The sequence below is a fragment of the Acinetobacter sp. KB005 genome (genome assembly GCF_049949095.1).
Taxonomy (GTDB): Bacteria; Pseudomonadota; Gammaproteobacteria; order Pseudomonadales; family Moraxellaceae; genus Acinetobacter; species Acinetobacter calcoaceticus.
On the sequence record NZ_CP188191.1, the window covers coordinates 1,351,789 to 1,376,030 of the forward strand.

Below are 24,242 nucleotides of genomic sequence, written 5' to 3' on the forward strand. Positions count from 1 at the left end.
TAGCACAGATGATTTTCTCAAAAAATAGTTGCAAATGAAAACACTTCTCATTTATTATTGTGGCACTTTATTGTTCTATCCGATGTTTGAAATCGTTTCTATAAATAGAAAGCTGAAATCATCATCCATTAGGTAATTAGATTCTTATGAGTCAATCTTCCGCAGCCTTAAACTCTCCCAATCCGATGAAAAAGAAAGTCATCACAGCACTAATTGCAGTTGCAGTTGGTCATATCGGGGTCTTATGGGCAGTTAGCCATATTAAGCCTGCTGAATTAAAGCCAATCGATAAGAAACCTTTACAGGTACGTTTCGTAAAAATTCAAGAGCAACCTAAACCACTACCTCCTAAACCAAAGGAACCGCCAAAAAAACCGGAACCTAAAAAAGAGGTAAAAGAAGTTAAAGTTGTTGAAAAACCTATAACACCGCCAAAAAAAGTGGAAAAAATTCAACAGGTGAAAAAGGCTGAAACACCAAAACAAACAGTAAAGACAGAACCTAAAGTTGAAACCAAAGTGGTGACAACGACGACTACTGTTGTTAAAAAAGTAGATGAAACCCCAAAACCAGTGGTACAAGAAGCACCTAAAGCTCAACCAGCTCCAGATCCATCACCAAAACGAGTTTCGATTGGTGGTTCGGGTGTACAGTGGAGTCGTTCACCACGATTAACAGTTTCTTCAAAAGATTTACAAGGCGAAGCACGCTCTATCATGGTACTGATTGAAGCCGATGAAAAAGGCAAGATTATTAATGTGCGAGTGACCAGAAGTAGTGGTATTTCAAGTCTAGATGATAAAGTTGTCCGTGCTGTTCGCGGTGCGAAATTTAAACCTTATATGGAAAATGGGGTTGCTTACCCAATTAAAGCAGAGCAACCTTTTGATTTAACCCCTTAAATGAATTTGAGTCCCAACGGCTAACCTTAATCAGGAGTTCAATATGAACTTTTCAATCTATTGGCAACATGCAGATGCAGTGAGTAAGACCCTGTATTTCATCTTATTGGCAATGTCGATTGCTACTTGGACAGTTTTCATCTTACGTTTGATGGGGACTCGCCAATTAAAGCAACAAGCTTATGCTCAACTTTCTCAGGCTATCACTTCGCTAAAAGCAAAGTTACAACCATTAAGTTTTGAGCAACGTAAAGCGGTTGCAGAGCAGGCGCTACTTCGTCAAATTTCTGCTGAAAAAGTCAATGCTGAGAAAGGTATTTCTGTTTTAGGAACAATTGCTTCAATTGCACCATTCGTTGGTTTGTTTGGTACGGTATGGGGTATTTTCCATGCACTTGTTGCAGTAGGTAAAAGTGGACAAGCAGGTTTGGCTCAAGTGGCTACACCAGTAGGTGAAGCGCTTATTATGACGGGCCTTGGTCTTGCAGTTGCGATTCCTGCGGTATTGGCTTATAACATCTGTGTACGTGCTAACCGTGGTCTTGCTCATGATTTACAAGATCAAGCACACAGTCTGTTAATTGACACGATGTTGCAGCAAGATTCAACTGTAAAGTCTGATGTTAAAACTGCACAGCAAAGTTATGTTGGAGGTCAAGCTTAATGGCTTTTCAATTGGGTGAAGACCACGATAGTGGCATAAATGAGATGAACCTCATTCCGCTAATCGACATTATGTTGGTGTTAATGATCATCTTTTTGGTCACAGCAACAGTTGCCAACCCATCGATTCCATTAACGCTTCCTAAAACAACTGCTGAAATTATTGATCCACCACCAAAAGCAATTACGATTAGTATTAATGCAAATGGTGAAGTGGCTTGGGATACTCAAGTAATTAGCCTTGATGAGCTTCAAAAACGTTTCCAAGAAGCGGGTCAAGGTGATGTTAAACCAACAGTTCAGCTTCGTGCTGATAAAGAGTCGAAGTACGATACTGTTGCACAGGTAATGTCTCGCGCAAGTGAAGCCGGACTGAGCGATATTGCCTTTGTCAGTGAAAACTAAAATTTAGTTTAAGCAATAAAAAAGCAACCTCATTGGTTGCTTTTTTATTGCTCTAATTTATTGATCTTTCATAAGATGCTGGAATTTACTATATAGCTTGAGCAACTTAGGTGGAATCGCAAAGTTGCAATAACCTTGTGAAGGATTCTTTGCATAGTAATTCTGGTGATATTCTTCGGCTGGATAGAACGTCGGGACAGGAGACAACTCAGTCACAATATCAAGATCATCATCTTTTAGAGTTTGAATCGTATGTTCTGCTGCCTGCTTTTGCTCTTCATTATAATAGTAAATAACAGAGCGATATTGCGTGCCGATATCATTACCTTGGCGATTTAAAGTCGTTGGATCATGAGTCGCGAAGAATACATCGAGTAACTGGGAGTATGTTACTTGCTCTTCATCAAAATCTACTAAGATCACCTCAGCATGCTGAGTATCTCCTTGGCAGACTTGCTCATAAGTTGGATGAGTTGTATGCCCACCCGCATAACCACTAGTTACTTTTTCTACACCACGAATTTGTAAAAAAACGGCTTCGACGCACCAAAAGCAGCCGCCGCCAAATAAGGCCTGTTGCATTGTTTTTTCCTCTATTTCCTGTCTATTACAATAGGGGTTATGTATTTAAAATACAAAGTAAAGCATGTATAAAAAAGTAAAGAAAAGTGCATTACTTATTTCGGTTTTGGTAAACCTTGTCGAACGATTTGAGAGAAATGTTCGCTACTCTGATCTGAAAGCTGTTCAAAATTTTCAGTACGTGGGTTGATGTGTGCAATTTGATACCACTGTTTTAAACTGATAGTTTGATTAAGTGCTTTAAGATCATATAAATAATTAGGTAAGTAACCTGAAGCGATTAGACGGTAATCTTTAGGAAGTTGATAGGGGTTAATCGCTTGAACCATATCAAAAATTAGAGTGGTGCAGTTACTGGTGAGGGTGTTGTACCACTTTGGTTCTGCACGAAGTTCATCAGATTTCTTTAGATATTCTAAAAATAAAGCCTTCTGCTCGCGACGTGGCATGTTGATAGGAAAATTATAAACTTGCTCTTTGCGGATGTTACTGCGTGTGTACACAATATCTTTTTCATCAGAAGCAATTAAGCTAAGTTCATATTTTCTAAAAAATCCACCAATTGCCGAAAACTCTTCAGTTTTTTCTTTGCGAATCTCGATTGAAAATACTAAGGGTTGTTGATTCTTAAATTCAAAGCTGACCAATGTATGAGCAATTTGTGGTCCCATCCAGTAAGAGGCAATAATGTTTATGCCATTCAACTGGTTAAGATCAAAAGTTCGAGTTTCCCACCGAACATCATAGGTTCCATCGGGATGCCAGTTGAAGTTACGAACATTATGCAGGGTAATCACATCGCCATGCTTTTCGTAGCTCAGCATATTGGCAACTTCAGGGTTCCAGTCGCGGTCTTGACGTGCAGTAATTGAAAAATACCAAACGAGAGAACAAGCAAACGCGAGAAGATAAATCAGGATGTCTGTACGGCGGCTAATAATATGGCCTTCCACATATAAGCCAGCCATACTGAGTGCAAAAGCAATCCAGATGCCAATGAGTATGCGGCTGCCTAACCAGCCAAAAGGTTGTTGAACCCAAAGCGCTACACATACCCAAATGCTAGAAAACACAATAAACAGCGTGAATAGACTATGTAATAGCCCCAAAAGTAGGGCAGTAATAAATTCACGTGTTCCGATATTGTGCATAGGCATCCATAGAATTATTTTTTATAAGTAGCAAACTCGAATGAAGTTCCTGATTTTTCATCAACTTGCTGTTCACTTGCAGTTTTATGAAATTCACTCGGTATTGTTGGATAATGTGCATCACCTTGCACATCTAAGTCAACATGAGTGAGTTCAAGACGGTCTGCAATCGACAAAGTCTGCTTGAATATCTCACCACCACCAATAATGAACAGTGCCTGCTTTTCAGTATTTTTCACATCTTCCAAAGCTGCGTTTAAAGCATCTTCAATTGAATAAGCAACTTTAATACCGTCAAATTGCCAGTTAATGTCACGGGTAATCACCCAGTTCACACGGTTGGGTAGAGCACGCCCCATAGACTCAAGGGTTTTACGGCCCATCACGACCACACCGCCTTGTGTGATTTCTTTAAAGTGTTTTAAGTCGGCAGAAATATGCCATGGCAACGCATTGCCTTTACCAATACAGTGGTTTTTGTCCATTGCCACAACGTGAACAACTTCTACATTTTGCCATGCCATAATCTTATTCTCTAAACCGTAACCTAATGAAATTTGAGTGGTCGTTATACTGCAACTGGTGCTTTAATTGCAGGATGTGACTCATAACCTACAATTTCAACATCTTCAAATTTGAAATCAAATAAGTCTTTTACTTCTGGATTTAGTTTCAATTGGCATAGTGGTAAAGGTTCACGTGTCAATTGAAGTTGTGCTTGTTCAAAATGATTGACATAAAGATGCGTATCACCGCCTGTCCAAACAAAGTCACCTACTCCTAAACCGCACACTTGAGCAATCATATGGGTGAGTAGAGCATAACTGGCAATGTTAAAAGGCACGCCTAAAAACACGTCTGCACTACGTTGATAAAGCTGGCATGACAATTTGTTATCTTGTACGAAAAATTGAAAAAGTGTATGGCAAGGTGGTAAAGCCACTTGTCCAGCTTCGTTTGGATTCCAGCCGGAAATAATTAAACGGCGTGAATTCGGATTGGTTTTGATTTCATTAATTAACCATTTAATTTGGTCAAAACCATCTTGGTTATAAGTGCCATCCGCATTTTTAGTTGCACCGAAATTACGCCATTGGTGACCATATACCGGTCCAAGTTCATGTTCTGGGCGGCCAAAACGGGCAGTTTGTTCTGCTGTTGCCCATTCATCCCAAATTGAAACTTTATTATCTTTTAGATATTGGACGTTGGTGTCGCCTTTTAAAAACCAAAGTAACTCAATCACAATAGAACGGAAGTGAACTTTTTTTGTGGTGAGTAAAGGAAAACCTTTAGAGAGATCAAAACGCATTTGATGACCAAATACAGAACGGGTTCCTGTGCCTGTACGGTCGCCTTTGTCACCGCCATTATCAAGGATATGTTGTAGAAGGTCTAAATATGCACGCATAACACTCTCGAGTTCGGATTAATTCCATAAAATAAAGGGGGAGATAGCTCAACGATAAATAATTACGCAATAGAGCTGCTTCATCATGAACCACTGAAGATGATACCCGTTGTAGCTCAAGATGAAAATCTAAAAATAGTTCTATGACATTTCAATGGGTGTAATTAATCAAATCGCTTGGCGCGATTTTGATAAATCGAAACAAGAAAAAAGCCAACCAGTACAAAGCCTAAAGCTTGTAGCGCAAGAATCCATTTGTCCTGAGCAGGAAGCAGATATATCAAAATAACAACGATAAAAATAGGATAGATGCTGCTTAAAATTCCAAAGCTCGATTTATATGATTTGTTATTTGAAATTTTGCTATTTAAGTAATGTCCAACATGTAAACCAAAACCGAAAATAAGGCTGAGTACAGTATAGATAGGGGATAGGGGCTGAACTTGATTAGCTATGTAAACTGCCACACAAACGGCAACAATGAAGATGAGTTTGATATGGCGCGGAGCGTTGTACCAATAAGCCAACATGAAAACCAAACCTATTTTTTAAAAAGTGATTGCGGTGAAAAAATAAAAGCAGCAAGTGCCATAAAAGCAATTCCTTGCACACCCCAGATCAGCAAGTTCGGCATCGCTTTAACAAAAATTAGAGCGAAAAGAAGGGCAATAGGGATCCAAGTAAATAGGCGGTAAAATAACCCCGTCGGATTTTTTTGAGCGAAATGCAATTTAAAGTAACGACAGATTAAAAAAATTACCCCAGTTCCAGTAAACATCAGAATTGTATCTAAAGGCAGTGGTTGGTATTGATATAGCGCAATACAAATAAGCAGCGTAATAATTAAAATAACTAGTTTTTTAAATGTCGGGACTTGCGTATTAAACCAGAATTCCAGCATGGTATATCTTCATCTTGGGAGAGTAAAAACTGTAGCATAAAAAAAGAAAAGAGGAGCCGAAACTCCTCTAATTTAGATATTAACTATTCTTTTGTGGACCCCAGTCGTAAATTTTCTTTTGGTAGGCGTACCACATCATCCAAAGGCCAATCAGCAACATTGGAATTGTTAGAATTTGTCCTTTTGTCATCCAGCCTAATAGAATAAAACCTTGGTCGGCATCTGGCTGACGGAAGAATTCCATCACAAAGCGGGCAACGCCATATCCCATTAAGAATAGGGCAGAAACAGCCATACGTGGACGCGGTTTTGAACTAAACCACCACAAGATAATAAATAGAATTAAACCTTCACAAAGTGCTTGATAGATTTGTGATGGATGGCGGACTAGGTGTAACGGATCCGTCGGGAAAATCATACCAAATGGATAATTTGGGTCAGTTACCGCACGACCATATAACTCTCCACCAATAAAGTTACCAATACGTCCGAACATTAAACCAGTCGGTACACAAGGGGCAATAAAGTCGAGGGTTTGGAACCATGTTTTTTGGTATTTTTTACACCAAAATAGCATAGCAATCATGACGCCTAAAAAGCCGCCATGGAAGCTCATACCGCCTGTCCAGACTTGAAATAGCCAGATTGGGTTTTCGAGGAATTTATCAAACTCATAGAAAAGGACATAGCCGACACGACCGCCCAGAACGACACCTAGAGCACCGTAAAATACCAGATCGGAAACCATGTCCGATGTCCAGCCATCACGCTGTTTGGCACGGTAGGAAGCAAGCCCCCAAGCACATAAAAATGCTAATAAATACATGAGTCCATACCAATGGACTTGAAGAGGTCCTAAGTGTATTGCGACCGGATCGATATTAGGATAGGTCAGCATTGCTGCTCCTTGATCTTACGTTTTGACAGATTGTAGCGGAATGATGTGAAAAATGTTGTACATTCAATGTGTAAAGATAGGGAACAAGAATTAATGTGTATTGTGGCTTTAGCATGGCATGTTCTGGATGATATGCCCTTGTGTCTTATGTCAAATCGAGACGAGTTTTATCATCGCCCCACAGCTTTGTTGCATCAGTGGGAACATAAGCCAATTGTTGCAGGGCAGGACTTACAGTCGGGTGGTACTTGGATGGGAATAACACCTCAAGGCCGATGGGCTGTTTTGACCAATTTTCGTGATGGGCGAGACCAAAAAACTTATGAAACTTCTCGGGGTCATTTGGTTCAGGCCTTTTTAGAATCTGATTTATTACCTATTCGTTTTGCACAACAATTAGAACAGCAACAACAAAATTTTGCTGGCTTTAACTTGTTTATGGGCAATGCTGATCAAGCTGTCTATATGAGTAACCGCGGAGAAGCTCCTCAAGTTTTAGCTAATGGAGTCTATGTGGTTTCTAATGGCTTGATGTCTGATCATTGGGAAAAAACCAGACATTTACGAACACGGTTTACGCAAGAGTTTTTGCCTATGCTTCAACACCAGACAGAAGAATTAACTTTGCAACACGCTGCATGGGATATTCTAGAAGATGAGCGTAAAGTCACAACAGCATTGTTACCGAATACTGGCATTCAAGCAGAAATGGAAGAGTTATTATCATCCACCTTTATTCAAAGTCCCGTGTATGGAACACGCTGTTCGAACTTTCTAAGAATGACCAATAATGAATGGCTTTGGTTAGAAAAGACCCAACAAGGTGAGCACAGTGGTCAAATTGTGCAGCAGCAGATTCTTTTAAATCGATAGTAATAAAAATGCCGATCAATTGATCGGCATTTTTATAAGTATAAACAAATTAGCCTGCAATCACACCGCCATCTTTACGGGTAATCACAACAGTGGCTGAACGTGGACGTGCAGTTTTGTTGCTTGGATCTTTCTGGGTTGCTGGCCAGTTACTGTCTGGTGTCGCGTAGCTTGCAGAATCTTCGCCCGGATGTTGAACATTAATAAAGATTGCTTTGTGGTCTGGTGTCATGGCAATGCCTGTAATTTCACACTGTTTTGGTCCAACTAAGAAACGGCGTAATGTTGAGTCTGTAACTTTAGCGCCGACTAGCGTTTGTTGGCCATTTGAAGTGGTTGCAGTAGCGCCATCACCAATTTGGCCCGGTAACGCAGCAAGCATCATACAGTTAGTGACATCGGTATAGGCACCATCGTCTGTTTGAATCCAAAGCACACCGCGTGAGTCGAACCACATACCATCTGGTGAAGACAAATCGTTATTGTCAGTTAAACCAGATAGGTTAATGTTTGATGCCATAGATGCTTCTGCGCCGAACAGATAGATATCCCATTTAAAGGTTTCAGCAGTGGTTTTGTCATCGGCTTCTTTAAAACGGATAATATGACCGTTCACGTTACCTTTTTGCTCTTTGGTGCCGTTATATAAATCTGTGTAGTTACGTGGGTTGGCTGCATCTGTTGGGTAGTCTTTACCACGATTTGAGTTGTTGGTAAGAGTTACATAGATTTCGCCATTCACTGGGTTAACAGTACACCATTCTGGGCGGTCCATTTTTGTAGCACCGACTGCGTCGCCAGCCAAACGTGCAAATGTGACAACGTCTGCTTGAGATTTGAATGGGTAAGTAGTGTTGCTTTCATTTAAGCCATTTTTGCCATAGGCAAGTTCAATCCATTGACCTGAACCATCGTTATTAAATTTGGCAACATACAATTTACCCGCGTTCATATATTTGTCACCGGCCGTATAGCCGCCGTTTACATCTTTGGCATCCCACACTGCACTAGAGACAAATTTATAGATGTATTCTCCGCGAGAGTCATCACCCATATAAAATGCTAATGGTTGACCTACAACGGCACGGCAAGCACTATCTTCATGTGCAAAACGACCTAACGATGTTCTTTTAACTGGATTTTGACGTCCATCAAACGGGTTAATCTCGACCATCCAGCCGAATGTATTAGGTCCATTGCGGTAGTCCTGTGTCGGCTGTGCAGCTTTTACATCGGCATTCCAGCGGTCATATAAGTCTTGTGGTTCCACCTGACCAATCGCGCTTTCCCAGCCGTAGCGTGAACTTGCGCCTAAATAAATTTGTCGCCCTTGTTCATCAACGTTAGGAATTAACTCACCATTTTTATCTTTTTCATAAATGATTTTGCCCTCTGTATCTTTTTTAGGGGCACCTTTTTCATCTTTCTCATAACGATAGAGTTCATCTTTTTTAACACTTAACCCGTAACGCTTTAATGCAATTTTTTCTGCATCTGTACGTGCATATTCATCGCTACCTGAACGTTGGAAATAACCAATAAAGTTTTCTTCAGTGGTTAAGTATGTGCCCCAAGGGGTATGACCATTACCGCAGTTATTATGTGTGCCTCGAGTTTGACGGCCAGCAGGCGAGAAACGAGTTGCGAGCAGGCTTGAACCCGCTGCAGTACCTTCAAAATCCATCTCTGTTGATGCTGTAATACGACGGTTAAAAGCAGAACTTTTATCAATTGTTACTTGTTGAGTTGTTGGATCTTTTTTAATGTGAACAATAGAAACGCCATGTGCATTAGTTTCACGAATCACTTCATCTTCAGGGCGGCGTCCATCAACTTTTGTTGGACCTTTTGGGTGAAGGAAAGTCTGATTAATATATTCGTGATTCATGACTAACAAACCTTCAGCTGAAACACTCTCGTCAAAGCGGTTTGTTGAAGTATTTAAGCCAAAGAAATGCATGCCGTCATGGCAGTCGCCAGAGCGAAACTGGAAGCTTGGGCCAGGTGGAATTTTATTGTCGTCCCAATCTCCAACTTTTGGATTGATTGAGTCCCCTAAAGCATAAATGACATTAGCTTCATAACCTTCAGGTACAGTCACAATATCGTTGTGGTTTTTTGCGACGGCCGTAAAGGTTAATTTTTCTGGTCTTTTATTTGGGTCTACAGGCGTGGTTCCACCGTTGTTTGAACCAGAGTCATCATCACTATCATTACAGCCAGTTAATGTAGAAGCTAAAGTTAGAGCTACGGCACCGCTTGCAGCTTTGGTAATTAAACTACGGCGGCTTACATGTTGTTCTAAAATGTCACGAAAGTGGATATTGTCAGAAGTATTATTGTCCAGTTCTTGATCTTCATGATATGGCGTCAGCTCTGTCATGGGAAATTCCTAAGTAAGTAAAGAAGTAAAAGAGATTGTTCTAAAAATCTTCATTAGCTTAGTTGGGTAGTGTGACGTGGCGTTGACGTTTTGATGATAACTTAGTGAAATATTTGATCGTTTAGTCAAAAATAAAAGAAACCTGCACAAAGCAGGTTTCTTTTATTCTGGTGAAAGAAATTATTTCTTCACAACAGATGGAGCAATTGGGTCGGCAGTGATATAGCCAACTGCTGCTGCAAATTTGTTGCTGTAGTTTGTATTAATTGCTGTATCAATTTGAGCAAGTAAATCTGCACTGATACCAGTACGAACACCATTAGTTTCTTTATAGAAACGATTCCATTCATCACCTGGATGTTGGAAGTTACTCATGATGTAGGTCCAACCGTTCACTTCATCGACCGCATGTAGACCAGTCGATTCGGCACCTGCTGGTGTAGACAAGATACGGATGAGCTGTTTAGTGTCGACATTGTAAGCCCATAAGAAGTTATTCAAATGGTTACCAGAGTCTTCACCAATAAATAACGTACGTAGCTTTTCAGAGAACTTCAAGTTATCAGGGCTAGCAATCTGCTCTGGGTCAGCAGTATTACCTAAACTGTCAAAGCTAATATCTTTACCTTTAATGAGAAGGCTAGATTGGCTAGGCACCCATTCACTATTGATTGCGACATTTAAGCTGTCTTTTTGGCCGCCTGTAAGTTTATGCTCCAAAATACCACCAGCCGTGATTTTTGGGAATTTAACGTTGTGCTCAGCAAGATAACCGCTACCACCTTCAACCATTGAATCAACAATGTTAGCTAAAGCCGAATATGCTCGTTTATCTGCAATATTTACAGTCGTACCTTCGTTCTTAGTCAATGCCATTGAAGCACCGATGTAAGCAGCATAGCGGTGTGTTTCAAGGAAAGCAGCGGCAAGTTTAGTTTTGTCACTGTTATCTTTAAGCTTAAGATAAACACCAGTTTTGCTCAAATAAGTAAATTTAAAACCTTGTGCTTCCAATTCTGCTTTTTGAGCAGCTTGTTGGAGTTTTAAACGATCTTTCGCAGCTTTTGCTAAAGCTTGTTGTTCAGGCGTACCTTTATCTCCAGCATCAATAGCTCCAACTTCTGCTGTCGTTGCATCGCTTGGATATTTGGCAATTTGTAGAACCGATTCGAAAATATCAGTTCCTTTAATACCGCTCTTGATTAGGTTTTCAATCTCTACACTTGTTGCATGACCAAGCTTGATCCATGAGATCTGACCAGTCGTTGTATCTGTAAGTACTGTTGTATATTTTGCAACGTAAAGTGTGCCGGCAGATAGGTCTTTCTCTTTATCTGCAACGAACATGAAGAGGCCGCCGTTGGTATAGTCATCGCCCATCAAGACTGTACGATTATCTGGGAAAACTTGTACGAGTTCGTGTGAAATACGACCTAAACAGTAGTGCTTTGTCACGTGACCCGTACCATCTGCATTTACCGTAATTTCTGGTAAATGACCATAGTTATATGGATTAGCAGCGTTTTCATCACCATACACATTTTTACTGAATGCTTTAAGTGTTGAAAGTGATTGACCTAACTTTTGGTTGAAAGCATCTGGTTCATATTCTTCACTCGATAAATGAGTTCCCCATGGCGATAAGCTTGCACCACAAGTAATCCATAAACCATGCGCATTTGAAGTGTCTACATTGTGATATTTAATTAAAGTCAAATGACCAGTTTTCGGGTCTTGGTCTAAAGTAAGCACAGCAATCGGAGATGATAATTTACCGTAAGTATCACCACCATTTTGGTCCTTCGATAAATATTCAAATTGAACGACATGGAATACAGGGTTACCCGTTACACCTAATGCTTTCTTGTCTGCATCTGTGAAATCTTTGCCAGTCGCTTGTTTGAAGCTAATTAGAGAACTACCGTCTGGGCAGTCAGAGAAGAACTGACGCTCTTTACCCGCAACTGATTTATCGATAATTGGCTTATTATTAATATCGTAATAACCACCCGCTATAATCTTTCCGCCTTTACCATCAGGAACTTCTGTACCTGTTAAAAAGAATGGTTTGTAAGCGAGTTGGTATTCGGTTTTACTGCCATCTTCCCATGAAATTGCAAGCTTTGATGCACATGCTGTCGTTGCCATCTCTGCTACAGCAGAAGGAGCTGGCATTGAAGTGAACGTTGCATTTTTAAAATTAATTGGTTTTGATGGAGTAGTGATATCTGAATCATCATTACTATCGTTACATCCTGCTAACGTTGCTGCCGTAGCCATCGCACCTAATGGAAGAAAAGGAATCCCCGTAAACCATTTTAAAATATCGCGACGTGTTGGGTGATTAGAAGCAGTTGTCATAATAAATCCGTAACTTTTGTGAGTATATTTGTTGAGTTGATTCTATGGACTAGAAATGACACTTTTCTTACACTTTTAAGTCACTTTGAAGACAGTTTATGGGTTTATAGATTAAAAAGTGGTCTATATAAAAAAGCCTGAAATTTGTATTTCAGGCTTTTAAAAAAACATGATTTTTTATTCAGCAGATTGAGCTTTTCTTTTCTCAAGAATTTTACCGAACAATAATCCAAGTTCAAAAAGCAACCACATTGGAATGGCTAACATCACCATAGAAATTGCATCTGGTGGTGTAATGAACATGGCTACAAAAAAACATCCCACAATAATAAAACGTCTTTTTTCAGCCAGACTCTTTGTATTCACCACACCTATTAAAATAAGTAAGAGGGTCGCGATTGGAATTTCAAAAGTGACACCAAAAACTAAAAATAACTTTAAGCAAAAGCTTAGGTAGCTATTAATATCCGTCATAGGTGCTACCGTTTCAGGCGATACACTAATAAAGAAATGTAAAATCGCTGGAAGGGTAATGTAATATGCAAAAGCAACGCCAGCATAGAACAAAACAATGCTACCAATAAGTAATGGAAGTGCTAAATGACGTTCTTTTTGATACAACGCTGGGCGGACAAAAGTCCAGATTTCATAAAGAATAAATGGCATTGCCAACACGAGCGCGACAAATAAATTGAGCTTAAAAGGTGCCATAAAGGTTGCAGTTACATCTGTTGCAATCATTGACGATGATGCAGGAAGTTGCAGCCTTAAAGGTTCAGATAATAATTGGTAAGTGTTATTTCTAAAGGGCAATAAGCAAAAGAATAAAAATAATGTTACCCCGACAATCCTAAATAAATGACGTCTTAAAACGACCAAATGGTTCATGATTGGCATTTGGTCTAAATTTTCTTGCGTATTTACAGTCGTTGAAGGCAGTTGGTTCATACGGCAATCTTCAATTTAACGGGGGGTGTTTCTAAAGTGTCGCTTTGAGATGCCAAAGGTGTAAATTTGGCAAGAAAGGGCACTTCATAATGGCCCGATACAGGGGAGTACATTGTAGACTGAGATATAGTTTCAGCTACCTCAGCTTTTTCTGAGTTGTCTGAAGTAGTCTGTTTTTGTATTTCTTCAAGTTGTTGCTGTACTTTTCGTTCAAGTGCTTCAATGCGGTTGAGTTCTTCTTGCATTTCCTTTCGAAATTCAGAAAGACGCAACTCTTGATCAATCTCATTTTGCAAATTGGTAATATAACGTTTTAGACGGACATACCAACGACCAGCAAAGCGTGCGGCTTCTGGAAGTTTATCCGGACCTAAAACTAAAATTGCAATAATTGCAAAACAGAGTAGTTCTGTCATTCCTACATCAAGCATAGTGGAAAACCTTTAGCTTTTCACTGATGTGCTGTCAGGGGTTTTGACTTGGGCATCAATTGTACGTGGAGTATTAAGAGCAGCAGTTTCGTCTTCTTCACGAACTGATTTTTTAAAGTCTTTTACTGCACCGCCTACATCTTTACCGATATTTTTTAATTTAGATGTACCGAATAATAAAATAACGACAATTGCAAAAATAACAACGTGCCAAATAGATAAACCGGCCATGATCTTATACCTCTTTTCAGTTTGTTTTATCTCAACAGGTTGCTATGACAACAATGTGACATTTATATGTCATTTTTAAGACAATGGCCGTCAGTCAAAATCTAAAAAGATGGGTTCTAGAAAGGATGTGTTTGGTTTTTTACTTTAGAAAGAGTTAAAAAAGAGAAGCTTAAATTACTTGAAAAGGAGAGTACATTTCATTTTGAAAAGGTGTAGCATAACAAACTGATTTTGAGAGGTGAGAGGAGCAAACGTGGCGTTATTACTGCCAATATTGGCGTTTATCACTGGACTTTTACTTGCCCAGACTTCTCTTTCAGAAACCATAAAACCCGTTCTTTCAGCTTGGCTCGCACGCTTACTTATTCCCGTTGTTATTATTTACAACATGGTATTTTATCAACCGGGTAGTTTGAGTTTAATGCTGTTTAGCTTTGGTTCAGCATTTCTTATTTTCTTTGCTTATTTAGCTTTATTTAAAGACAGATTATTAGCACTTTGTGCAAGTTATACCAACATGGGCTGGCTCGGTTTTCCTTTTGCCATGGCTTTATTTGGCCCCCAAGCTACGGCGCCTATTGTGGCGTTATATATAGGTATGTCGCTGTTCGGAAATGCATGGGCAGTTACAGCAGTAACGACTGCACCGCAAAGTAAGCTCAATATATTAAAAAAAGTTTTGTCTTCTCCACCATGTATTTCAATATTCGTTGCGCTTCTACTTAGACTTCTTGGTGCTCAACATATTGAACATCCTGCCATACACTGGGTTTATGAAGTTGCCAAGTTCGCAATGACTTTTGCTGGGATGTGTGTATTGGGAATGTGGCTACGCCGTACACGTGTGCATTTAAAAGACTTAATCTACAGTACAAAAGCTCAAGCTTTTAAGGTGGTATGTGGGATTATTCTTTGTGGACTTACTTATAGATTTCTACCAATTCCCAATATGAGTCAGCAAATTGGAGTGATGTTTTTAATGTTCTGTCTACCACCAGCGGCCAATATTGTAGCGCTAGAAACACATTATCAAGGAACAGGAAGATCCGCGGCTTATATCGCCTCAGGGACGATTGTGAGTTGTGTGTGTATTGCGATTTATGCTGTGTTTTTACATTTCGCATTATAATTAATTTTAAACTTTTTTCACCACATCTGCTTGTGCGAAGGCGGCATGGATGCCGCCATGTCACTGCCTTGCGCTGATTTCCAAAGCAGTGCTTTGGAAATCGCTCAGGATGTACCATCAGTCTAACAAAAGATTTTTGCTTACTTTTCATCTTTGAAAAGTAAGGTTTGCCTATACAAAGTTTAATATGTTTTAACGCTGCATATTGTGGCTATATGAACAACTTACTTCTGCAAACTCTCTCTAAATAACTGCATCGCTTGTCCACGATGACTAATCTTATTTTTGTCTTCTTTAGACAGTTCAGCGCTAGAAAGTTGTAACTCAGGCAACCAGAACAGTGGGTCATAGCCAAAGCCATTTTCACCACGTGCAGCTTCTAAAATTTCGCCGTGCCAAATGCCTTGGAAAATTTGTGGCAAAGGATCTTCAGCATGCGTTACTAAAGCAAGTACACATACGAACATGCCTTCAATCACTTCACCATTTTTACGAAATGGTAAAAGATCATTTAATAATTTTGCATTGTTGGCAGCATCGTCACCATGTTCTCCAGCATAGCGTGCTGAGTAAATACCGGGTGCGCCACCTAAGACAGGAACACAAATACCAGAGTCATCAGCCATAGCAGGGTTACCTGAAATTTGAGAGGCATGACGAGCTTTAATAATGGCATTTTCAATAAAGCTTAAACCATCTTCAATTGCATCAGGAATATTAAGGCGACCTTGAGGAATAATTTCTACAGGTAACTTAAGCTGTTCAAAAAGTTTTTCAAACTCAGCGACTTTACCTTTGTTATTGCTGGCAAGAACTAAACTGCCCTGATCAAACCAATGTGGGGTAGACATAATAAAACCAAACTTTATAGCTAATATCGAACGTGAGTTATGTTACGTGTTTTTTAAGAGGGGATATAGAGGGAAATAAATAGAATATAAAATGGCATGATCTAAACTAAAACCACCTTGTAGAGCATACAAGGTGGTTTTATTCGAGTAAGGTTTTTTACGGATGAACCGTTATTATTGTGCTTGAATCCATTTGTCTGCACGGTCACGTGCTGTACGGATTTGTTCTTGAGTCAAGTTAGCTGCAAGAGCAGTTTTCTTACCTTCTGATAGGCTAATTACTTTATTGTCGAGCATGCCATCACGAGTTGAAAGCTCATACCACTGGTAAGCACCTACGTAGTTTTTCTTTTGCTCTTCCATCATCGCGAGGTTATAGCTTGCACGGTTATCACCATTGCTTGCCGCTTTCTCAAAGTATTTACGAGCCATTGACTCATCTTTTCTAACACCAATACCGTCGGCATACATACGGCCTACGTTTAATTGTGCTGGCGATAAACCTTGATCAGCTGCTGCTTTAAACCATGTGAAAGCTTGTTTTTCATCTTTTTCTACATCTTTACCATATTGGTAGTGTGTACCAAGGTAAAATTGTGCGCCTGCTTGACCAGCTTTTGCAGCTTTCTGAAGGTCACTCACCCCCATTGTTGAAAAGCGTGCAGCCTGACTCGCAACCGATTGTGGCTGGGCGATATAATCTGCATGAGCCTGCATACTTAGCAGTCCTGCAAATAGTGTGCTAAATAATGTCTTTTTCATAGTGCACTCACTCGATAAATAGCGACTTCACCAAACAAATTAGGAACATGTTTGCTTAACAGGCTTCCCTGCTGATTTCCATTGACGGCGAGTCGATTAATAATTTGTATCTGATTTTCCGCACAGAGTGCTTCGAAATCTTTAAATGTACATAAATGAATATTGGGGGTGTTATACCACATATATGGTAGAGCATCCGATACAGGCATCATACCTTTTAATGCAAGAAAAGAACGAGTCTTCCAATGCGCGAAGTTTGGAAAAGTAATAATTGCCTGTTTACCCACACGCACCATGTCTCTTAATAAAACATCTGGTGCATCTACGGCTTGCAAAGCTTGTGCCATGACCACATAGTCAAAAGACTGGTCAGCAAAGCGGCTTAAACCGAGATTCAAATCTTGTTGAATAATATTTAACCCGCGACTGACGGCAATTGCAATCTTTTCTTGATCAATTTCTAAGCCATAAGCACGAATTTGATGCTTTTGGCTCATATGAGCGAGTAATTCACCATCACCACACCCCAAATCGAGTACGCTTGAGCCTGGTTTAATCCACTTTTCTGCCAGTTGTTGATCAATACGCATTAGCTTGCCTCCAGTGACGTCGATTTTAAGAGTTCTTCACCGCCTAAGAAAGCGCGCATTGTTTTTACATACAATGGAATCGGGAATAAGAACGAGTCATGTCCTTGTTCCGCATCAATATCGAGGTAACTTACTGGCTTATGATTGGTAATGAGTGCATCAACAATCTCTTGAGAGCGACTTGGTGTAAAACGCCAGTCTGTTGTAAAAGAAACGATCAGGAACTGACATTTTGTTTTACCCATCGCGTCTGTTAATGAGTGGTTGTATTCACGTGATGGATCAAAATAATCCAATGCTTTGGTCATAATGAGATAAGTATTGGCATCAAAGTTACGGCTAAACTGTTCGCCTTGATAACGAAGGTAGCTTTCAACCTGAAACTCGACATCAAAACCGTACATAAATTTGCCTGATTTTAAATCACGACCAAATTTTTGTTTCATGGCTTCTTCTGAAAGATAGGTAATATGACCTACCATGCGAGCCAAAATCAGGCCACGCTTAGGATAGCTATCATTTTCTAAATAACGACCATGATGGAAGTCTGGATCAGACAAGATAGACTGGCGTGCAACCTCATTAAAGGCAATATTTTGTGCTGAAAGCTTTGGCGCACTGGCAATGATGACACATTTTTGTAAGCGGTCAGGATAGTCAACCGACCATTGTAGTGCCTGCATGCCCCCTAAAGAGCCACCAATAACGGCATACCAAATATTTACACCCAACCGGTCAGAAAGCATGGCCTGAGTTTTTACCCAGTCACGTACCGTTACTAATGGGAAATCTGGTCCATAAGGGCGATTATCATTTTCAGGATTTGGTGACGTTGGGCCAGTTGAGCCATTACACCCACCAATATTATTTAGCGAAACTACAAAAAACTTATTCGTGTCGATTGCTTTACCCGGGCCAATACAACTATCCCACCAGCCAGCTTTTTTATCATCTTCATGGTGATAGCCCGCTGCATGATGATGTCCAGATAAGGCATGACAGATTAAAATAGCATTTGATTTATCTGCATTTAAAGTGCCGTAAGTTTCGACCATTAATTCAAAACGTGGCAAAACACGGTCACATTCAAGATGTAATGGTTCTTCAAATTGGAACTTTTGCGGAGTGACTAACCCCACTGAATCAGCTGGAAAAGACACGGGAACATTTCGCCTTTTAAATCTTTCAGGAATAAAAAGAAAGGATACCAAGCTAGGTATCCTTTCCAAAGTCTTTTTTTAAATTAAACAGCAGCGGCAACAACCTGATCTGTACTTAAAACGCCTTGATCAATCAAACGGTTAGTACATGCAATAATTGCTTCAATTGATGAGGTGACGGTATTGTCATGAACACCTGCACCAAATGAACCTCTGCCTGTACCTTTGACTTGAAGCTCAATTAAGGTTAACGCTTTCGCATTTGCACCTGAACTAATACTGCGTTCTTCATAGTTCAATACGTCAATTGGTAACTGAAGTGCATTTAAGAATGCAGAAATCGGTCCGTTACCTTCACCACGAAGTTGTTGTGTTTCACCTTCGACATCAACATCAAGTTCGATGATTTGAGTACCATTAATGTCAGATAATCTGTAGTTTTTGACTGTGTAATGATGGTTTTTCACATCAACATACGTGTCTTTAAATAAGGTCCAGATTTCTTTTGCGTTAATTTCTGTACCATTATCATCAGCATATTGTTGAACAACCTGACTGAACTCAATTTGTAAACGACGAGGTAACACAACGTTGTAGTTCGCTTCTAATAAGTAAGCGATACCACCTTTACCAGACTGGCTATTTACACGAATAACTGCATCGTAGTCGCGGCCCAAATCTTTCGGGTCGATTGGCAAGTAAGGCATATCCCAGATTTCTTCGTTTTTCTGGTACTCAAAGCCTTTTTTGATTGCATCCTGATGTGAACCAGAGAATGCAGTAAATACCAAGTCGCCTGCATATGGATGGCGAGGGTGTACCGGTAAGCCAGTACATTCTTCAACCGTTGCAATCACTTCATTAATGTTAGAGAAATCTAACTCTGGCGCTACACCTTGGGTATACATATTCAATGCAATCGCTGCAACGTCAACGTTACCTGTACGTTCGCCGTTACCGAACACACATCCTTCAACACGGTCAGCACCTGCCATAATTGCAAGTTCTGATGCAGCAATACCACAGCCGCGGTCATTGTGGCAGTGAACAGAAATGATTACACCATCACGACGTGCCAAATTACGATGCATCCATTCAATTTGGTCTGCATAAACATTTGGTGTAGAAACTTCTACAGTCGCAGGTAAGTTTAAAATAACTTTATGATCTGGACGTGCATCCCAGATTTCTGTGACGGCATCACAGACATCTTTAGCGACTTCTAATTCTGTTGCAGAGAAACACTCTGGGCTGTACTGAAAAATCCAGTCAGTTTGAGGATATTGCGCAGCGTACTCTTTAACTTTTTGAGCAGCATTAATTGCTAACTGTTTTGCACCATTAACATCTACATTCAACACCTTTTGGCGGAAGGTTGGAGAATTAGAGTTATAAATATGCACAATCGCACGTTTAGCACCAGCCAAAGATTCAAAGGTACGTTCAATTAAATGATCACGTGCTTGAACCAAAACTTCAATGTATACGTCATCAGGAATATGATTTTCTTCGATCAACATACGGGTAAAATCGAAGTCGATTTGAGATGCAGAAGGGAAGCCGATTTCAATATGTTTGAAACCGATTTTTACAAGCATTTTGAACATTTTGAATTTTTGTTCCATGTCCATTGGTTCAAAAATTGCTTGGTTACCGTCACGTAAATCGGTGCTCATCCAGATTGGCGCTTTTGTAATTTCGTTATTTGGCCATTGGCGATCTGGTAAATCCACTCGTTGGTACATACGGCGGTATTTTTTGCTTGGGTCAGCCAACATCATGAGAAAACTCCTTGTCTCGTAGCGCGGTTGCTCTGGATATATTTAAAAGGCAACGTCTCTACGGTTATATATGGTATCTAATTGAGAAAAATTAAAGGTAATTTCGAAGTGCTGCTTAAAAAGCAGACAAAATATTTATACGCGCGCGTGGCGCAGCATCAGGAGTTGCAGATGATGTCTTGCTTGAGTAGGCTGGGCAAACAAGTAATTCGTTTTCATCTCTAGACCGTGAAATAATAAGTTTGGTGGTTTGCTAATATGTTTATCATTTAGATATATCACATCTAAACAATGATTACACGTTGTGCAAAATTCTTATAATAATTTTAATCTCGGAAATTAGAAAATAATTTTCTAATTTTGCGCTACTTTCTAATTTGTGGAAAATATTTTTCGTTATTTTGCCTTATTGAGGGAAAAAAGATTACGTCATCTCAATAAGGCAAAAATAAATGTAGTTACAGTTCTGACCACATGCGAATTAAGTTGTGGTAAATGTTGGTGAGTTTCATAACTTCAGAATAACTATCACCGTGTGTCTTACGCAGTGCTCTGATACTTTCATCTAAATTAAATAAAAGGTGTCGTTTACTATCATCACGGACCAGACTTTGAACCCAGAAAAAAGAAGCAAATCGAGTACCTGATGTAATACTACTTACCTCATGTAAGCTAGTAGAGGGATAGAGTACGACATCACCTGCTGGTAATTTGACTTCGTGATAACCATAAGTATCTTCAATAACCAGATCACCACCTTCATATTCATCAGGTTCACTTAAAAATAATGTACAAGATAAATCGGTACGAATTTGCTCAGAAGTACCACGGATAAGACGAATTGAGTTATCTACATGGAAGCCAAAGCTTTCATGTTCATCATAACGATTAAAAAGTGGTGGAATAATTTTGTGGGGTAGGGCTGCGGCCTGAAACACAGGATTTTGCCAAATTGCTTTAATCACAATATCACTTAAATTGTGTGTAAGTGGATCTTGTTCAGAGAGTTGCTGATTTCTTTTAACTGAAGCCGATAGAGTGCCAGCAGTAACTTTTCCTCCCACCCAATTCGCTTCTTTCATGAGTTTACGAAACTCGGCAACTTGCTCTTTGCTTAAAACATTAGGGATATGATGAATCACAGCAAACACCTTTAAATAGATATTTCATTTATAAAAATAGCCTCGTGATGAGGCTATCTTATATGAACTTTAATTAATTCCATAAATAAATTATGGAATTTAAACTTAGTACTTAAAGTTAATTGCTAACACTGCATTACGGCCATTACCTTCAAATGCGTAGTGAGCTGCATGTGCACTCGTGAAATAACGCTTATCAGAGATATTGTTGATGTTAAGCTGCAAATTCACGTTCTTGTTCACATCATATTTAGCCATAGCATTGTAAATGGTATAAGTTGGCAAATATTTAGGCGCAGTCGTGTTTACAAATACTTGATCGCGGTATTCAGCACCAGCTCCTAAAGTCAATTGAGGCATTACTCTGTAAGTAGACCATAGGGTAGCACTGTTTTTCGCTACAAATGGTAATGGTTTCCCTTCTTGAGCAACCGCATTGTATGCCGCTTCAGTGATTTCGCTATCTAAATAGCTATAGCCTGTAGAAACATCCCATTTGTCAGTAATTTTGCCGTTCAAACTAATTTCAAATCCATCAACTTTACTTTTACCAGCGTTAGCAGTTGTTGTAGGGTCGATTTGGATACGTGTATTTTGCTTTTCAGTACGGAAAATTGCTGCGGTTAAGTTCGCACGATTATTAAACAGGTCCCATTTTGTTCCAAGTTCAAAAGTACGAGCTTCTTCTGGTTTTAGATCATTTGCACTCGCACTTGCGCTACCTGAGTCGCTAATAGAATCTGAACCTGTATCACCTTCAGCGAGCACACCTACAGGGTTCGCTGACGTTGCGTAGCTTAAATAGATACTACCATCTTCTGTTGGTTTGAAAACTAACCCAGCCTGATAAGAGAAGTAATCGGTATCACTTTCTAGCTTATCACCAGCTTTATGAGGGGTACGCCCACCTACATCCTTATTATATTTTTTCTCAGTTTCAAATTTATCCCAACGAACACCTAAGTTAAGTAACCATTGTGGATTAAATTCAATACTATCTAAAGCGTAGACTCCTACATTATGACTACGAGTGGTCGATTGTGCTGTAATAGATCCACGTTTATCTGTGAATGCACCATTTCCTGGATTATTTAAACTCGTACACCAGCCATTTGCTACAGCAGCAGCTGAAGTACAGTTTTGAATATTGCTGTCTAAAATAGTCGAGGTGGTTTGACCAGCAGCGTTGGTAAAGGTATATACGCCTTGGTCAGTTTCTTGGAAGCTCCATTCAGTACCGACATTAAAAGAATGTTTTAATGAACCGGTATTAAATTTACCTCTCAAAGAAAGTTGATCACTATACGCATCAGTATCCAAGATACGACTTAAAGCACGGCGAGCGACTGTCCCTCTGTAAATATTACCCTTCGAGTCATCAGCATTGGTGTAAACATAGTCAGATTTAGATTTGTTGTAAGTCGCTACATTAGACAAGGTAAGATTTTCATTAAAGTCATGTTCTAATTTAAACGTACCAATATGGTTTTCACGTTTATCAAAGTCACGAGCTTTCCAGCCATAGTAAGTACCCGCTTTTACATCAACAGGCTTACCGTTACCAGGAGTCACAGTAACTCCAGCAGGAGGAGTAGTCGGGTTTGCATTGTTAAATGGAATACCCGCATCTGGTTCATCATTACTGCGTAAATAGTAGTAGCTAAGTGTTCCACGAGTTGCTGTATCTAGGCCAAATGCAAGGCTTGAGGCAATACCAGCACGAGCATATTCAGCTCCATTACTCTGACCAGCTTTTTCATTTTCATGGCCCATGATAACAACACGACCAGCAATGCCATTTCCGAAGTCTTTATTTGCATCGAGTTGAATATGTCGATAGTTGTCGGTACCACCTTGAACACTACCTTGGTAAACGTCACCTTCATGAGCAACTTTAGGGATTAAGTTGATACTTCCACCAACGCTACCACCGCCACCAAGAGCAGAAGAAGAGCCCTTAATCACTTCCACTTGTTCAATGGCAAACATATCGCGGCTTTGTGACGTTGTATTGCGAACACCATCAACATAAATAGAAGACTGTCCGCTATAACCACGAATGTAAGGCATATCTGTAAATGGTGTACCGCCTTCACCTGCACCTAAAGTAATGCCTGGTTCATAACGTAAAGCTTCGAGTAGGGTATTAGAGTTTGTATCTTTAATTAATTTTTGAGAAAGAATAGAGACCGATTTTGGCGTGTCTTTGAGGGGAGCCACGAATTTAGAGTTTGCAGACTGGTCTACTTTTAAAGATTCTTCTTGAGTCGCTTGAGTATGAATCGTTGGTAATTGTGAAATTGCTTCTTGTGCCATGGCTGTTGTTGCAATCATTGATAGCGATGAAGCTATCGCAGAAGAAACAATTTTTTTACGTGTTCTAATCAAAGACATGACTTCAGGACTCTAAAACTAAAAGGTTATGCGAATAATAATAATTCTTATTTATATGTACAGTTTGTGTTAATTGGATTTGCCAATTGGATTGTGAAGATGAAGTGAATGATTGAATAGGGAATTGTACTTTTATGTAGCTAATCTACTGATTCTTAGTAATTGTTTGTAAAAACGATTAAAATTAGATTTTGATTGTAATTTTAGATTTATGAAGAATAACTAAAAAATTAGTTTTACTTAAGGCTTTATGAAAAATATTTAAAGAATCATAAAATTACTGTGAAATTTAC

General features: G+C 39.6%; 23 protein-coding genes and 1 pseudogene. 5 read left to right on the forward strand and 19 right to left on the reverse strand.

The window, feature by feature from the left end; genetic code table 11:
* Window positions 1–146 precede the first annotated feature (146 nt).
* The 3 genes from ACPF64_RS06620 to ACPF64_RS06630 are packed head-to-tail and all read left to right on the forward strand — an operon-like array spanning window position 147 to window position 1,970.
* Window positions 147–902 carry an energy transducer TonB gene (locus ACPF64_RS06620; RefSeq protein ID WP_426455862.1) on the forward strand — a complete coding sequence of 252 codons (756 nt, stop codon included), beginning with the start codon at window positions 147–149 and terminating at the stop codon, window positions 900–902.
* A gap of 43 nt (window positions 903–945) precedes the next feature.
* Entirely contained in the window at window positions 946–1,566 is a 621-nt protein-coding gene (locus ACPF64_RS06625) for a MotA/TolQ/ExbB proton channel family protein (RefSeq protein WP_004641039.1), read from the forward strand.
* Window positions 1,566–1,970, forward strand: a complete 405-nt coding sequence (locus ACPF64_RS06630) for an ExbD/TolR family protein (protein ID WP_003654800.1) — start codon at window positions 1,566–1,568, stop codon at window positions 1,968–1,970. The genes ACPF64_RS06625 and ACPF64_RS06630 overlap by 1 nt, the downstream gene beginning before the upstream one ends.
* 57 nt (window positions 1,971–2,027) lie before the next feature.
* Here ACPF64_RS06630 and msrA read toward each other — a convergent pair whose 3' ends face one another.
* From msrA to lgt, 7 genes and pseudogenes are all read right to left on the reverse strand, one after another.
* Window positions 2,028–2,552, reverse strand: a complete 525-nt coding sequence (msrA, locus tag ACPF64_RS06635) for a peptide-methionine (S)-S-oxide reductase MsrA (RefSeq protein WP_003654802.1) — start codon at window positions 2,550–2,552, stop codon at window positions 2,028–2,030.
* Window positions 2,553–2,647: 95 nt separating this feature from the next.
* Window positions 2,648–3,703 carry a DUF4105 domain-containing protein gene (locus ACPF64_RS06640; protein WP_199990043.1) on the reverse strand — a complete coding sequence of 352 codons (1,056 nt, stop codon included), beginning with the start codon at window positions 3,701–3,703 and terminating at the stop codon, window positions 2,648–2,650.
* 14 nt (window positions 3,704–3,717) lie between these two features.
* Complete coding sequence (locus ACPF64_RS06645) at window positions 3,718–4,227, reverse strand: dihydrofolate reductase (protein ID WP_426455863.1); 510 nt, start codon at window positions 4,225–4,227, stop codon at window positions 3,718–3,720.
* A gap of 44 nt (window positions 4,228–4,271) precedes the next feature.
* On the reverse strand, window positions 4,272–5,114 hold the full coding sequence (thyA, locus tag ACPF64_RS06650; RefSeq protein WP_003654809.1) for a thymidylate synthase: 843 nt from the start codon (window positions 5,112–5,114) through the stop codon (window positions 4,272–4,274).
* Window positions 5,115–5,274: 160 nt separating this feature from the next.
* Window positions 5,275–5,644, reverse strand: a pseudogene (locus ACPF64_RS06655) (hypothetical protein); the annotation flags it as partial.
* Between the two features lie 11 nt (window positions 5,645–5,655).
* Window positions 5,656–6,015, reverse strand: coding sequence for a hypothetical protein (locus ACPF64_RS06660; protein ID WP_426455864.1), 360 nt, complete (start codon window positions 6,013–6,015; stop codon window positions 5,656–5,658).
* Window positions 6,016–6,094: 79 nt separating this feature from the next.
* A complete protein-coding gene (gene lgt, locus ACPF64_RS06665) occupies window positions 6,095–6,913 on the reverse strand; it encodes a prolipoprotein diacylglyceryl transferase (RefSeq protein WP_005036980.1) in 819 nt (272 codons plus the stop codon).
* Window positions 6,914–7,006: 93 nt separating this feature from the next.
* Here lgt and ACPF64_RS06670 point away from each other — a divergent pair, with 93 nt between their 5' ends.
* Window positions 7,007–7,786 (forward strand): NRDE family protein, encoded by a 780-nt coding sequence (locus tag ACPF64_RS06670; protein WP_045434934.1) that lies wholly within the window; start codon window positions 7,007–7,009, stop codon window positions 7,784–7,786.
* Window positions 7,787–7,835: 49 nt separating this feature from the next.
* Here the strand turns inward: ACPF64_RS06670 and ACPF64_RS06675 are convergent, their stop codons facing one another.
* The 5 genes from ACPF64_RS06675 to ACPF64_RS06695 form a co-directional block, all read right to left on the reverse strand.
* Window positions 7,836–10,169 carry a PhoX family protein gene (locus ACPF64_RS06675; protein WP_426455865.1) on the reverse strand — a complete coding sequence of 778 codons (2,334 nt, stop codon included), beginning with the start codon at window positions 10,167–10,169 and terminating at the stop codon, window positions 7,836–7,838.
* Window positions 10,170–10,349: 180 nt separating this feature from the next.
* Window positions 10,350–12,530: a PhoX family protein gene (locus ACPF64_RS06680; protein WP_426455866.1), complete on the reverse strand. Its 2,181-nt coding sequence runs from the start codon at window positions 12,528–12,530 to the stop codon at window positions 10,350–10,352.
* A gap of 177 nt (window positions 12,531–12,707) precedes the next feature.
* The gene (gene tatC / locus ACPF64_RS06685; RefSeq protein ID WP_004794778.1) at window positions 12,708–13,478 is read right to left on the reverse strand and encodes a twin-arginine translocase subunit TatC; all 771 of its coding nucleotides are present in this window, start codon (window positions 13,476–13,478) and stop codon (window positions 12,708–12,710) included.
* On the reverse strand, window positions 13,475–13,909 hold the full coding sequence (tatB, locus tag ACPF64_RS06690; protein WP_017391305.1) for a Sec-independent protein translocase protein TatB: 435 nt from the start codon (window positions 13,907–13,909) through the stop codon (window positions 13,475–13,477). The genes tatC and tatB overlap by 4 nt, the downstream gene beginning before the upstream one ends.
* A 12-nt stretch (window positions 13,910–13,921) precedes the next feature.
* Window positions 13,922–14,140 carry a Sec-independent protein translocase subunit TatA gene (locus ACPF64_RS06695; RefSeq protein WP_004794775.1) on the reverse strand — a complete coding sequence of 73 codons (219 nt, stop codon included), beginning with the start codon at window positions 14,138–14,140 and terminating at the stop codon, window positions 13,922–13,924.
* A 253-nt stretch (window positions 14,141–14,393) separates the two neighbouring features.
* On the opposite strand from ACPF64_RS06695, the gene ACPF64_RS06700 reads away from it, so the two are divergent.
* Window positions 14,394–15,269 (forward strand): AEC family transporter, encoded by an 876-nt coding sequence (locus ACPF64_RS06700; RefSeq protein WP_198079044.1) that lies wholly within the window; start codon window positions 14,394–14,396, stop codon window positions 15,267–15,269.
* 224 nt (window positions 15,270–15,493) lie between these two features.
* On the opposite strand, the gene rdgB is transcribed toward ACPF64_RS06700, so the two are convergent.
* The 7 genes from rdgB to ACPF64_RS06735 all read right to left on the reverse strand — a co-directional run bounded on the left by rdgB (window position 15,494) and on the right by ACPF64_RS06735 (window position 23,949).
* Window positions 15,494–16,120 (reverse strand): RdgB/HAM1 family non-canonical purine NTP pyrophosphatase, encoded by a 627-nt coding sequence (rdgB, locus tag ACPF64_RS06705; RefSeq protein WP_426455867.1) that lies wholly within the window; start codon window positions 16,118–16,120, stop codon window positions 15,494–15,496.
* A gap of 174 nt (window positions 16,121–16,294) precedes the next feature.
* Entirely contained in the window at window positions 16,295–16,882 is a 588-nt protein-coding gene (locus ACPF64_RS06710; RefSeq protein ID WP_017391301.1) for a tetratricopeptide repeat protein, read from the reverse strand.
* Window positions 16,879–17,472 (reverse strand): methionine biosynthesis protein MetW, encoded by a 594-nt coding sequence (gene metW / locus ACPF64_RS06715; protein ID WP_001217230.1) that lies wholly within the window; start codon window positions 17,470–17,472, stop codon window positions 16,879–16,881. Before metW ends, ACPF64_RS06710 begins: the two co-directional genes overlap by 4 nt.
* Complete coding sequence (gene metX / locus ACPF64_RS06720) at window positions 17,472–18,632, reverse strand: homoserine O-succinyltransferase MetX (RefSeq protein ID WP_004641065.1); 1,161 nt, start codon at window positions 18,630–18,632, stop codon at window positions 17,472–17,474. Before metX ends, metW begins: the two co-directional genes overlap by 1 nt.
* Before the next feature lie 83 nt (window positions 18,633–18,715).
* Window positions 18,716–20,413 carry a 2-isopropylmalate synthase gene (gene leuA / locus ACPF64_RS06725; RefSeq protein ID WP_004641067.1) on the reverse strand — a complete coding sequence of 566 codons (1,698 nt, stop codon included), beginning with the start codon at window positions 20,411–20,413 and terminating at the stop codon, window positions 18,716–18,718.
* Window positions 20,414–20,871: 458 nt separating this feature from the next.
* Entirely contained in the window at window positions 20,872–21,555 is a 684-nt protein-coding gene (locus tag ACPF64_RS06730) for a Fe2+-dependent dioxygenase (RefSeq protein WP_005036960.1), read from the reverse strand.
* 105 nt (window positions 21,556–21,660) lie between these two features.
* Window positions 21,661–23,949 (reverse strand): TonB-dependent receptor, encoded by a 2,289-nt coding sequence (locus ACPF64_RS06735; protein WP_426455868.1) that lies wholly within the window; start codon window positions 23,947–23,949, stop codon window positions 21,661–21,663.
* Window positions 23,950–24,242 lie beyond the last annotated feature (293 nt).

Bases quoted from the DNA above. Each gene is read 5' to 3' on its own strand.
- ACPF64_RS06645 (WP_426455863.1), bottom strand. From the start codon at position 4,227: ATGGCATGGCAAAATGTAGAAGTTGTTCACGTTGTGGCAATGGACAAA.
- ACPF64_RS06695 (WP_004794775.1), bottom strand. From the start codon at position 14,140: ATGGCCGGTTTATCTATTTGGCACGTTGTTATTTTTGCAATTGTCGTT.
- lgt (WP_005036980.1), bottom strand. From the start codon at position 6,913: ATGCTGACCTATCCTAATATCGATCCGGTCGCAATACACTTAGGACCT.
- ACPF64_RS06710 (WP_017391301.1), bottom strand. From the start codon at position 16,882: ATGAAAAAGACATTATTTAGCACACTATTTGCAGGACTGCTAAGTATG.
- tatC (WP_004794778.1), bottom strand. From the start codon at position 13,478: ATGAACCAACTGCCTTCAACGACTGTAAATACGCAAGAAAATTTAGAC.
- thyA (WP_003654809.1), bottom strand. From the start codon at position 5,114: ATGCGTGCATATTTAGACCTTCTACAACATATCCTTGATAATGGCGGT.
- ACPF64_RS06625 (WP_004641039.1), top strand. From the start codon at position 946: ATGAACTTTTCAATCTATTGGCAACATGCAGATGCAGTGAGTAAGACC.
- ACPF64_RS06640 (WP_199990043.1), bottom strand. From the start codon at position 3,703: ATGCACAATATCGGAACACGTGAATTTATTACTGCCCTACTTTTGGGG.
- tatB (WP_017391305.1), bottom strand. From the start codon at position 13,909: ATGCTTGATGTAGGAATGACAGAACTACTCTGTTTTGCAATTATTGCA.
- ACPF64_RS06620 (WP_426455862.1), top strand. From the start codon at position 147: ATGAGTCAATCTTCCGCAGCCTTAAACTCTCCCAATCCGATGAAAAAG.
- leuA (WP_004641067.1), bottom strand. From the start codon at position 20,413: ATGATGTTGGCTGACCCAAGCAAAAAATACCGCCGTATGTACCAACGA.
- metW (WP_001217230.1), bottom strand. From the start codon at position 17,472: ATGCGTATTGATCAACAACTGGCAGAAAAGTGGATTAAACCAGGCTCA.
- ACPF64_RS06735 (WP_426455868.1), bottom strand. From the start codon at position 23,949: ATGTCTTTGATTAGAACACGTAAAAAAATTGTTTCTTCTGCGATAGCT.
- ACPF64_RS06680 (WP_426455866.1), bottom strand. From the start codon at position 12,530: ATGACAACTGCTTCTAATCACCCAACACGTCGCGATATTTTAAAATGG.
- ACPF64_RS06675 (WP_426455865.1), bottom strand. From the start codon at position 10,169: ATGACAGAGCTGACGCCATATCATGAAGATCAAGAACTGGACAATAAT.
- ACPF64_RS06670 (WP_045434934.1), top strand. From the start codon at position 7,007: ATGTGTATTGTGGCTTTAGCATGGCATGTTCTGGATGATATGCCCTTG.
- ACPF64_RS06660 (WP_426455864.1), bottom strand. From the start codon at position 6,015: ATGCTGGAATTCTGGTTTAATACGCAAGTCCCGACATTTAAAAAACTA.
- rdgB (WP_426455867.1), bottom strand. From the start codon at position 16,120: ATGTCTACCCCACATTGGTTTGATCAGGGCAGTTTAGTTCTTGCCAGC.
- ACPF64_RS06630 (WP_003654800.1), top strand. From the start codon at position 1,566: ATGGCTTTTCAATTGGGTGAAGACCACGATAGTGGCATAAATGAGATG.
- msrA (WP_003654802.1), bottom strand. From the start codon at position 2,552: ATGCAACAGGCCTTATTTGGCGGCGGCTGCTTTTGGTGCGTCGAAGCC.